Origin of the sequence: Haemophilus haemolyticus (assembly GCF_003493685.1) — a bacterium.
In the GTDB taxonomy this organism is placed as follows: Bacteria; Pseudomonadota; Gammaproteobacteria; order Enterobacterales; family Pasteurellaceae; genus Haemophilus; species Haemophilus haemolyticus_O.
On sequence record NZ_QQJW01000001.1, the window covers coordinates 145514 to 157118 of the forward strand.

Here is an 11605-nt window from a genome sequence, read left to right on the forward strand (position 1 = left end):
ATTTGTTGCAAATTATAACCGCACTTTTTAAGCAAGAAAAAAGAAATTATTTAGGTTCTACCAAATAATCGGGTATCATAAGCCAAATTTTTTGTTTTATTTTTAACATTATGGCTCAACATTCTAAATATTCTGATGCTCAATTAAGTGCGATTGTAAACGATATGATCACAGTGCTAGAAAAGCATAAAGCCCCTGTAGATCTATCCTTAATCGCACTGGGTAACATGGCGAGTAATTTATTAACCACTAGCGTGCCGCAAACTCAACGCGAGGCATTAGCTCAAGCGTTTTCTAATTCCTTAATTAATGCGGTAAAAACACGTTAATATGAAATGGATTAAAAAAGGCACCTTCAGCGGCAAACAATACCGTGATGACGTTTCACGAAAAATTTCGTGGGGCCATTGGTTTGCCTTTTTTAATATTATTGTTGCTATTCTTATTGGCACTCGTTATGCCTTTATCATTGACTGGCCAGATACTCTAGCAGGAAAACTTTATTTCTTTGTGAGTTTGCTCGGGCATTTCAGTTTCAATGTTTTTGCGTTGTACTTACTCGTGGTCTTTCCACTGAGTTTCATTATAAAAAATCACCGCACTTTTCGCGGATTAACCGTGATTTTTTCCACGATTTGTACAACCTTATTATTATTTGATACCGCCGTTTTCAATCGTTTTAATCTGCATTTATCCTCTGTTGTATGGAATTTACTGGTCAATCCAGAAAATGGTGAAATGTCACGCGATTGGCAAATATTCTTTGCACCAATGCCAATAATTTTACTGGCACAAATGTTATTTTCTCGCTGGAGTTGGGAAAAATTGCGCAGTCTTGAACGCCAAAAATGGCTAAAAGGCACAGGTATATTCTTAACCGCTACATTCATTGCAACGCATTTAATTTATGCTTGGGCAGATGCTTATTTGTATCGTCCTATCACCATGCAACGATCTAATTTCCCTTTATCTTATCCAATGACAGCTCGTTCTTTTTTAGAAAAACACGGTTTCTTGGATGGAGAAGAATATACGCAAAAATTGGCGCAAGAAGGTCGTTTAGATGCCTTAAAAATTGATTATCCGAAAAAAGAACTCTCTTACGCACCCATTACGTACAAACCTAACGTTCTGATCGTAACGGTTTCGGGTTTGCGCCATGATGCGATTTCTAGTGAAAAGATGCCAAAACTTGCTGAATTTGCGACAAGTTCAACAGAATTCACTAATCATTACAGCACAGGTAATAGTAACAACGCTGGCTTAATTGGGTTATTTTACGGGCTAAATGCAAATTACACCGATAGCATTTTAAGCAATCATACCCAATCTGTTTTAATCGAAAAATTACGTGCTGAAAATTATCAATTGGGTTTATTTTCTGCTACGAATTTCAAAGATAGCGTCTTCCACCAAGCATTATTTCGAGAAATGAAACTTTCATCGAATAAAACCAACAAACCAAATAATGAAAGTGCGGTAAAAAATCTCAATGATTTTATTAAAGCACAAAAAACTGACTCACCTTGGTTTGCTTATTTGGATTTAGCCTTGGAGGCTAAAAATCCATCAGATTATGACCGCACTTTGCAGGACATTGATTCTCTTTTAGCAAAAGCGTTAGAAAGTACACCGCTTGAAAATACATTAGTCATCATCACGTCAGAGCATGGTTTAAGTTTTAATGAAATGAATGAAAAAGAGCGAGAAAACTACTTTGGGCGCGATGAAGTTCAAGTGCCATTGCTTGTATATTGGAAAGATTTACCCGTAGGCAAACAGAATGAATTAAGTAATCATGCGGATATTTTCTCTGCGTTAATGCAGACTATATTCCGTGTAGAAAACCCATTGATGGATTATAGTCAAGGACATAATCTCTTTGATCTTAAAGGTGATGACTGGGTACTTGCCTCTAATTTCCACTGGAATGTGGTGATTCAACCTGATGGAACGCAATACCATATTGATCGCAAAGGTAATTACAAAAAATTCGATAAGGATTATATTGAGCAATCTTCAGACAGACCGCCACTTGGGATCTTCTTAGAAGCCTTCCAATTACAAAATTTCTTCTTTGAAAAATAATCTATAAGGGCATAAAAGAATAGATTTTTTGCCATTAAGCCTTTATACTCACGACTAAGTTTAAGACTGAAAAATGTTATTAATGAAAATCCGTGAGTTTTTCATAACATTATCATAATGCTTCTCGCCGTACTTACAGCACCTTTCAATTAATATACATTCTCGTCTTTTTATCCTTTCTTTTTTACGGAGTTTGTATGAAAAGCCACGTTCGTAGTTTTAAAACCTATATTCGCGATGAAATTATCAAAAAAGGCGGATGGGTAAATGCCCATGCACATGCTGACCGCGCTTTTACGATGACGCCAGAGAAAATTGGGATTTATCATAGCAGTAATTTGCAACAAAAATGGGATTTAGTGGATGAAGTAAAACGCACTTCCAGTGTTGATGATTATTACGCACGTTTTTGCCAATCTATTGAATTAATGATATCCCAAGGTGTAACCGCATTTGGTACCTTTGTCGATATAGACCCAATTTGTGAAGATCGTGCAATTATTGCCGCACACAAAGCCCGCGAAGTGTATAAACATGACATTATTTTGAAATTTGCCAATCAAACTTTAAAAGGAGTAATCGAACCCACTGCGCGTAAATGGTTTGATATTGGTGCGGAAATGGTAGATATGATTGGCGGCTTACCATATCGTGATGAATTGGATTATGGACGCGGCCTAGAGGCGATGGATATCTTGTTAGATAAGGCCAAATCTCTTGGGATTATGTGTCATGTACATGTCGACCAATTCAACAATCCAAGTGAAAAAGAAACTGAGCAACTTTGCGACAAAACCATTGAACATGGAATGGAGGGGCGAGTTGTGGGTATCCACGGTATTTCCATTGGCTCACATTCGAAAGAATATCGCTACAAACTTTACGAAAAAATGCGTAAAGCCAAAATGATGATGATCGCCTGTCCTATGGCATGGATTGACAGTAATCGCAAAGAAGATCTTATGCCATTCCATAATGCGCTCACGCCAGCAGATGAAATGATTCCCGAAGGTATAACTGTTGCCCTAGGCACAGATAATATTTGTGATTACATGGTTCCTCTATGTGAAGGCGATTTATGGCAAGAATTAAGCTTATTGGCTGCAGGTTGCCGTTTCCCACACTTAGATGAAATGGTCAACATCGCAAGTATTAACGGTCGTAAAGTGTTAGGACTAGAGCCAATTTAGCTTTTTATTCTCCCAATCAAATGTGCGGTCAAAATGGGCAACATTTAAAAGTTTATTGAAAAATCTAGCTTTTAAATGTTGCCCATTTTCGTTGTGCTTTTGTGTTTTTTAACTTGCCAAAAAATAAAAAATAAATAAAATGAACGCTCATTCATTTTTGAGCAATTATTGCTCCTTATTTTACTCAAGGATCTTATGCGACAAGCTAAAACAGACTTAGCTGAACAGATTTTTTCAGCGACAGATCGTTTAATGGCAAAAGAAGGGTTGAATCAGCTGTCTATGCACAAACTTGCGAAAGAAGCGAATGTAGCAGCAGGAACGATTTACCTTTATTTCAAAAACAAAGATGAGTTGCTTGAACAATTTGCACACAGAGTATTTTCAATGTTTATAGCAACACTTGAAAAAGATTTTGATGAAACTAAGTCTTTTTTCGAACAGTATCGACAAATGTGGAAAAACATTTGGTATTTCTTACAAGAAAATCCCACTATCTTATCCAATTTAAAGCAATATGAATCTTTGCCTAATTTCAAGGATATTTGTAAAAACGTTAAAAATTGCCGTTGGGATTTATTTTATCATCAAGCACAAAAAGCTGGCTTATTAGCGGAATTATCTGAAGATATTCTCTTTTTATTAAGTTTGAAAACTGCGATAAATCTAGCCTCTGATGCAAAATTTATCGATTTCGATCTTAAGCCTGAAATTTTAGAATCTGTGATTGAACGCTCTTGGCGTGCAATTCAAAAATAATAGTTGTTATTTTATAACGGAGCTTTAAACATGAGTCAAACTCAACATCAAAGACCAAAACGCTCACATATTTTCTTTATGAAAATAATTTTAGTGGTATTTGTCTTAATTTTTGCCGGTGTCATCGGTTTTAATATGATAAAAGGTGTAATGATAAGCCGAGCCATTGCGGGAATGCCAGAACCTTCAAGCCCAGTGACCGCACTTGAAGTTCAACCTCGAGAATGGACGCCAGTTATCAACACAACAGGTCTTGTGCGTCCAAATCAAGGCGCGATGCTCAGTACACAAAATGCAGGTACGATTTCTCAAGTACTTGTGCAAAATGGCCAACAAGTTAAAAAAGGCGATTTACTCATTGAACTCGACAGTTCAGTAGAACATGCAAGCCTTCAAGCTGCACAAGCACAACTCCCCGCTCTTCGTCAAACTTATCAACGTTATGCGAATTTATTGAAAAGCAATGCTGTTTCACGACAAGAAATGGATAACGCAAAAGCGGCTTATGATGCTCAATTAGCCAATATCGAATCTCTCAAAGCAGCAATTGAACGCCGTAAAATCGTTGCGCCATTTGATGGTAAAGCTGGTATTGTGAAAGTAAACGTTGGTCAATATGTGAATGTGGGAACAGAAATTGTGCGTGTAGAAGATACGAGCTCAATGAAAGTGGATTTTGCTCTTTCACAAAATGATTTAGATAAATTGCATATCGGTCAACGCGTCACGGCGACAACAGATGCTCGCTTGGGCGAAACATTTTCAGCTCGAATCACGGCTATTGAACCCGCTATTAATTCATCAACAGGTTTGGTTGATGTTCAGGCTACATTTGATCCTGAAGATGGACGTAAATTGCTTTCAGGCATGTTCTCACGTTTACGCATTGCGCTTCCAACAGAAACAAATCAAGTTGTCGTTCCACAAGTAGCTATTAGCTACAACATGTATGGTGAAATTGCTTACTTACTCACACCATTATCTGATGAAGATAAAGAGAAAATGGCTGAGAACAAAAAATTAGAGCGTTTATATCGAGCAAAACAAATCACCGTATTTACTAAAGATCGCCAAGGTATTTATTCTCAATTACAAGGTAATGAAGTAAAACCGGGTGATAAGATTATCACTGGTGGTCAACAAGGTATCGGCAATGGCAGTCTTGTAGAATGGATTGAAAAAGACATTGTAGGTGCAACAGAGCCAGTAAATAAAACTAACCTTTAATTAACTAGGAAATACGAATGAAATTTACCGATATATTTATTCGTCGTCCTGTTTTAGCGATTTCAATTAGTTTGCTTATTATTATTTTAGGTTTGCAAGCTATTTCGAAATTGGCAGTGCGTGAATACCCTAAAATGACCACCACGGTAATTACGGTAACAACCGCCTACCCTGGTGCTGATGCAAATCTAATTCAAGCATTTGTTACTTCTACATTAGAAGAATCTATCGCCCAAGCCGATAACATTGACTATATGTCATCCAGCAGTGCGCCAAATTCATCGACTATTACAGTCAAAATGAAACTGAATACCGATCCTGCTGGAGCACTTGCTGATGTATTGGCAAAAGTAAATGCTGTGCGCTCTGAATTACCAAGTGGAATTGAAGCACCAAGCGTCGCATCTTCCTCTGGTGGGACGGGGATTATGTATATAAGCTTTCGCTCCAACAAACTCGACTCAAGCCAAGTAACAGACTACATTAACCGCGTAGTCAAACCTCAATTCTTTACGATTGAAGGCGTGGCTGGAGTACAAGTATTTGGTGCAGCGGAATATGCATTACGTATTTGGCTAGATCCTCAAAAAATGGCGTCACAAAATCTTTCTGCGCCAACAGTGATGTCAGCCCTTTCTGCAAATAATGTACAAACTGCGGCTGGTAATGATAACGGCTACTATGTCACTTACCGCAACAAAGTTGAAACAACGACCAAATCCGTTGAGCAATTAGGTAACTTAATTATTGCTTCTCGTGGTGATGATTTAGTACGCCTGCGCGATATTGCGACCATTGAATTGAACAAAGAAAGCGATAATTCTCGCGCAACCGCAAATGGTGCAGATTCTGTTGTATTAGGCATTAATCCAACCTCATCGGCTAACCCATTAACCGTTGCAGAAAAAATCCGACCGCTCTTTGAAAACATCAAAAAGCAACTACCGGATAGTATGGAAACTGACATTCTTTATGACAGTACTATTGCTATTAATAGTTCAATCCATGAAGTAATTAAAACTATTGTGGAAGCAACTGTTATTGTATTAGTGGTTATTTTGATGTTTATTGGATCGCTTCGCGCAATTTTAATTCCAGTTCTCACCATTCCGATTTCGTTGATCGGTGTTTTAATGATGCTACAAAGTTTAGATTTTTCTATTAACTTAATGACATTATTAGCACTTATTCTCGCTATCGGCTTAGTAGTTGATGATGCGATTGTCGTGTTAGAAAACGTGGATCGCCATATAAAAGAAGGGGAAACACCATTCCGTGCAGCAATTATTGGTACTCGTGAAATCGCCGTACCTGTAATTTCTATGACTATCGCATTGATCGCAGTTTATTCACCGATGGCTTTAATGGGGGGGATTACTGGCACATTGTTTAAAGAGTTTGCTTTAACCCTTGCTGGCGCGGTATTTATTTCTGGTGTTGTGGCATTAACGTTATCGCCAATGATGAGTAGTAAATTACTTAAATCCAACGCTAAACCAACATGGATGGAAGAACGCGTAGAACATACCTTAGGTAAAGTAAATCGTATTTACGAATACATGCTTGATCTCGTTATGCTCAATCGTAAATCAATGCTGGCTTTTGCTGTGGTGATTTTCTCAACGCTCCCATTTTTGTTTAATTCTCTTTCTAGTGAATTAACGCCAAATGAAGATAAAGGCGCATTTATTGCGATTGGTAACGCGCCATCTAGTGTGAATGTGGATTACATTCAAAATGCAATGCAACCATATATGAAAAATGTAATGGAAACACCTGAAGTCTCTTTTGGTATGAGCATTGCGGGCGCGCCAACTTCTAATAGCTCGTTAAATATCATCACATTGAAAGACTGGAAAGAACGCTCACGCAAGCAATCTGCCGTAATGAATGAAATCAACGCAAAAGCGAAATCAATTCCAGAAGTCTCCGTATCTGCATTTAACTTTCCTGAAATTGATACGGGAGAACAAGGCCCTCCAGTCTCTATCGTGTTGAAAACTGCACAAGATTATAAATCTTTGGCAAATACCGCAGAGAAATTCCTCAGTGCAATGAAAGACTCGGGTAAATTTATTTATACAGATTTAGATTTGACCTATGACACGGCGCAAATGACAATTTCAGTAGATAAAGAGAAAGCTGGTACTTACGGTATCACGATGCAACAAATCAGTAATACTTTAGGGAGTTTCTTATCTGGCGCGACGATTACGCGAGTCGATGTAGATGGACGAGCTTATAAAGTCATTTCGCAAGTCAAACGTGATGATCGTTTATCGCCCGAAGCATTCAAAAACTATTACTTAACGGCAAGTAATGGGCAATCTGTGCCATTAAGCAGTTTAATCACGATGAAGCTAGAAACACAACCAACATCATTACCACGTTTCAGTCAGTTAAATTCGGCTGAAATCAGTGCTGTAGCAATGCCTGGTTCATCAACGGGAGATGCTGTTGCATGGCTACAACAATATGCGACTGACAATTTACCGCAAGGCTATACGTTTGATTTTAAATCCGAAGCACGTCAATTAGTCCAAGAAGGTAACGCATTAGCCGTCACTTTTGCATTGGCTGTTATCATCATATTCTTGGTACTTGCCATTCAGTTTGAATCTATACGTGACCCAATGGTAATTATGATTTCCGTACCATTAGCCGTTAGTGGTGCATTAGTGAGCTTAAATATTTTATCCTTCTTTAGCATCGCGGGAACAACATTAAATATCTATTCTCAAGTTGGGTTGATTACTCTCGTAGGATTAATCACCAAGCATGGTATCTTAATGTGTGAAGTGGCAAAAGAAGAGCAGCTAAACCATGGTAAAACTCGAATTGAGGCAATCACTCATGCAGCCAAAGTACGTTTACGCCCAATTCTAATGACAACGGCAGCAATGGTAGCAGGCTTAATTCCATTACTCTATGCAACAGGTGCGGGAGCAGTATCTCGCTTTAGTATGGGGATAGTGATTGTAGCGGGATTATCCATTGGTACTATTTTCACCTTGTTCGTATTGCCTGTGGTATATAGCTATGTCGCAACCGAACATAAACCATTACCGGTTTTTGATGAAAATAAAACAACCCACTAATTAAAACATAGAAAAAACAAACCGCACTTAGGTCACCCAAAGTGCGGTTTATTTTTTTAGATTATTTTTAGCCTAAGATTTTATCTAACTCTTGGCTAACTTCTTCCACTTTTTGTGTACCATCTAAACGGAAATATTGAGTATTACCCGCTTTCGCTTCTGCTTGGTAATAATCAATTAATGGGCTGGTTTGTTTATGATATACGGCTAAACGATCTAATACAGTTTCTGGTTTATCATCTGCACGAATAATTAAATCTTCACCAGTTACATCATCTTTACCTTCCACTTTTGGTGGGTTGTAGACGATATGATAAGAACGGCCAGATGCTTGGTGTACACGACGGCCACTCATACGTTCAACAATCACTTCGTCTGGCACATCGAATTCTAAAACAAAATCAATTTTAACGCCTGAATCTTTCAATGCATCCGCTTGTGGAATAGTACGAGGGAAACCATCTAACAAGAAACCATTTGCGCAGTCAGGTTGAGCAATACGATCTTTTACAAGCGCAACGGTTAATTCATCTGGTACTAATTTACCTTCATCCATTAATGCTTTGGCTTGTTTGCCAAGTTCAGTCCCTGCTTTGATTGCTGCACGGAACATATCGCCAGTTGAAATTTGCGGGATACCAAATTTGTTCATAATAAATTGTGCTTGAGTGCCTTTACCTGCACCCGGTGCACCTAAAAGAATAATTTTCATAAAAAATCTCCATTAATAAAAAACGTGATTAAGATACTGATAAAGCATAGTGCGGTCAAATTTTTTATAATTTTTACCGCACTTTTATAGTGAATTAGCCGTATTATTTTCTTGATTCCAAGGCGCAACCCAAAATAAACAAAGCATGCCTGGAATCGCTAAAAATAAACAAAACCAAAAATACTGATAATATCCCACTGCTCCCACAACATAACCAGAAAGCATACCTAAAACTTTACTTGGTAAAGCTGAAAGGCTTGTAAAAAGTGCAAGCTGTGTTGCGGTATAAAGAGGATTACTCTCACGCGCCATAAAAGCCACAAAAGCCGCGGTGCCAAGTCCTACGCCGATATATTCTGCCGCAATCACAACACCCAGTTTCCATAACTCGGCAGATGTAATAACATCAAAATGTCCGAAAGCTGCCAACCAAATAAACCCACCAATTGTCACCATCTGTACAAGCCCAAACAACCACAATGCACGATTAATGCCCAGTTTTAGCATTATCACACCACCAGCAAGCCCAGATAAAATGCTTGACCAAAGTGCGGTACTTTTTACAACAATGGCTATATCCTCTTTGCTAAACCCCATATCATAAATAAATTTGGTTTGTAGCGTTGTGGCAAAAGAATCCCCGAACTTATACAAAAACAAAAACAGTAAAAAACCGATAGCCTGAATGACACCCTTACGCTGAAAAAATTCTTGTAATGGAATCCAAAATGCTTGATAGAAAGGCTGATTAGTTTGCTGCATGTCTATTTTTGGCTCTTTTGCTAAAAATAGTGTCATGAAGATGCCCGCTAACATACAAAGTGCGGTCCATAAAAAGACTGTTTCCCAAGGATAAATCGCCGCCAAATAGAGCGATAGCCCACCCGGAATTAATCCCGCAATTCGATAAGCATTAATATGAATAGTATTTCCTAAACCTAATTCATGATTACTCAAAATTTCACGACGATACGCATCCAACACGATATCTTGTGTGGCTGAAAAAAAGGCGATAAGCAAAGCAATATTTGCCACCGTACTCATTTGTGTGAGCGGATCAAACAGGCTAATTATGTAAAGTAAAATCAATAATGCCACTTGTGAAAGCAACATCCAGCTACGACGACGCCCTAAAAAACTCGGAAAATAACGATCCAATAATGGTGCCCACAAAAATTTCAATCCATAAGGCAACATCACACCGGTTACTGCACCAATAAGCTCAATTGAAAGATGTTTATCTGTTAGCCAAACAGGCAACATTTGCAATAACACAAATAATGGCAAACCAGAATTAAAACCTGTGAATACGCAAATTAACATCTTGCGTGTAAAAATTTGGGAAGAAAGGGAATTTAACATAAAGTGCGGTTAATTTTGGTTGTATTTTAGAAACTTCGCCTTTCAATTAAAGGATAAGTATAAAAATTAGGGGGATTTTTAATCACATCCCCCAATGTTTAGCGTTCTTCATAAAGAAGAAAACAAATATTAGAGAATATTAATCTCGATACCCTTTTGGATTATTTTTCTGCCAGTTCCACGTATCTTGCATCATTTTTTCAAGACCACGTTCTGCCACCCAACCAAGCTCTTTTGCAGCTAAACTAGGATCAGAATAGCATGTCGCAATATCACCAGGACGGCGCTCTACAAGTTTATATGCAATTGTAATGTCGTTGGCTTTTTCAAAGGCTTTTACCATATCTAATACGGAATAACCATGTCCTGTACCAAGGTTATAAATATGTAAACCAGCATCATTTTCATGACGTTGAAGCGCTTTTAAATGCCCCACAGCTAAATCCACTACATGAATATAATCACGCACTCCTGTTCCATCATGGGTGTCGTAATCACTACCAAATACAGAAAGTTGAGCTAATTTACCGATGGCAACTTGGCTGATATAAGGCAACAAATTATTTGGAATGCCATTTGGATCTTCACCAATTAAGCCACTTTCATGCGCCCCAACTGGATTAAAATAACGCAAGATAGTCATGCTAAATTTTGGTTCCGCTTTTGCTGTATCACGTACAATCTGTTCAACCATATATTTAGATGTACCATAAGGATTGGTTGTACCACCGACTTCACAATCTTCTGTAATTGGAATAATTTTTGGATCACCGTAAACCGTTGCAGATGAGCTAAATACAAAGTTCCAAACACCTGCTTTTTTCATTTCTTGAATTAATACAAGGGTGCCAGCGACATTGTTCATGTAATATTCTGTCGGCTTTTGAACACTTTCCCCTACGGCTTTTAACCCTGCAAAGTGAATAACCGAGTTAATCTCATTTTCTGCAAAAATTTTTTGTAACAAAACACGATCTAAAATATCGCCTTCATAAAACTTTGCGTCTTTGCCTGTAATTTGTTTTACACGCTCAAGGGATTTTGGCGATGAATTGCAAAGATTATCTAATACCACCACCTCTTTGCCAGCATTTAATAATTCTACAACTGTGTGAGAACCGATATAACCGGCGCCACCTGTCACTAAAATGGCCATAATGATTTCCTTA

At 38.0% G+C, this 11605-nt stretch carries 9 protein-coding genes; 6 read left to right on the forward strand and 3 right to left on the reverse strand.

The features are described from left to right. Window positions 1–110: 110 nt before the first annotated feature. From DV434_RS00770 to acrB, 6 genes are all read left to right on the forward strand, one after another. Window positions 111–329, forward strand: a complete 219-nt coding sequence (locus tag DV434_RS00770; protein ID WP_005640214.1) for a YejL family protein — start codon at window positions 111–113, stop codon at window positions 327–329. Between the two features lies 1 nt (window position 330). Beyond that, the gene (locus DV434_RS00775) at window positions 331–2088 is read left to right on the forward strand and encodes a DUF3413 domain-containing protein (protein WP_118811383.1); all 1758 of its coding nucleotides are present in this window, start codon (window positions 331–333) and stop codon (window positions 2086–2088) included. A 197-nt stretch (window positions 2089–2285) separates the two neighbouring features. Further along, entirely contained in the window at window positions 2286–3278 is a 993-nt protein-coding gene (locus DV434_RS00780) for an amidohydrolase family protein (protein WP_005631292.1), read from the forward strand. A gap of 195 nt (window positions 3279–3473) precedes the next feature. Further along, complete coding sequence (gene acrR / locus DV434_RS00785; RefSeq protein ID WP_118811384.1) at window positions 3474–4037, forward strand: efflux transporter AcrAB transcriptional repressor AcrR; 564 nt, start codon at window positions 3474–3476, stop codon at window positions 4035–4037. Between the two features lie 30 nt (window positions 4038–4067). After that, window positions 4068–5264 (forward strand): multidrug efflux RND transporter periplasmic adaptor subunit AcrA, encoded by a 1197-nt coding sequence (gene acrA / locus DV434_RS00790; protein ID WP_192882512.1) that lies wholly within the window; start codon window positions 4068–4070, stop codon window positions 5262–5264. Window positions 5265–5281: 17 nt separating this feature from the next. Further along, the gene (gene acrB / locus DV434_RS00795; protein WP_118811385.1) at window positions 5282–8362 is read left to right on the forward strand and encodes a multidrug efflux RND transporter permease subunit AcrB; all 3081 of its coding nucleotides are present in this window, start codon (window positions 5282–5284) and stop codon (window positions 8360–8362) included. 67 nt (window positions 8363–8429) lie between these two features. On the opposite strand, the gene adk is transcribed toward acrB, so the two are convergent. The 3 genes from adk to galE all read right to left on the reverse strand — a co-directional run bounded on the left by adk (window position 8430) and on the right by galE (window position 11592). Beyond that, window positions 8430–9074, reverse strand: coding sequence for an adenylate kinase (adk, locus tag DV434_RS00800; RefSeq protein WP_005631284.1), 645 nt, complete (start codon window positions 9072–9074; stop codon window positions 8430–8432). Window positions 9075–9158: 84 nt separating this feature from the next. Further along, window positions 9159–10436: an MFS transporter gene (locus DV434_RS00805; RefSeq protein WP_118811386.1), complete on the reverse strand. Its 1278-nt coding sequence runs from the start codon at window positions 10434–10436 to the stop codon at window positions 9159–9161. 139 nt (window positions 10437–10575) lie between these two features. Continuing rightward, entirely contained in the window at window positions 10576–11592 is a 1017-nt protein-coding gene (gene galE / locus DV434_RS00810) for a UDP-glucose 4-epimerase GalE (RefSeq protein ID WP_118811387.1), read from the reverse strand. Window positions 11593–11605: the final 13 nt, after the last annotated feature.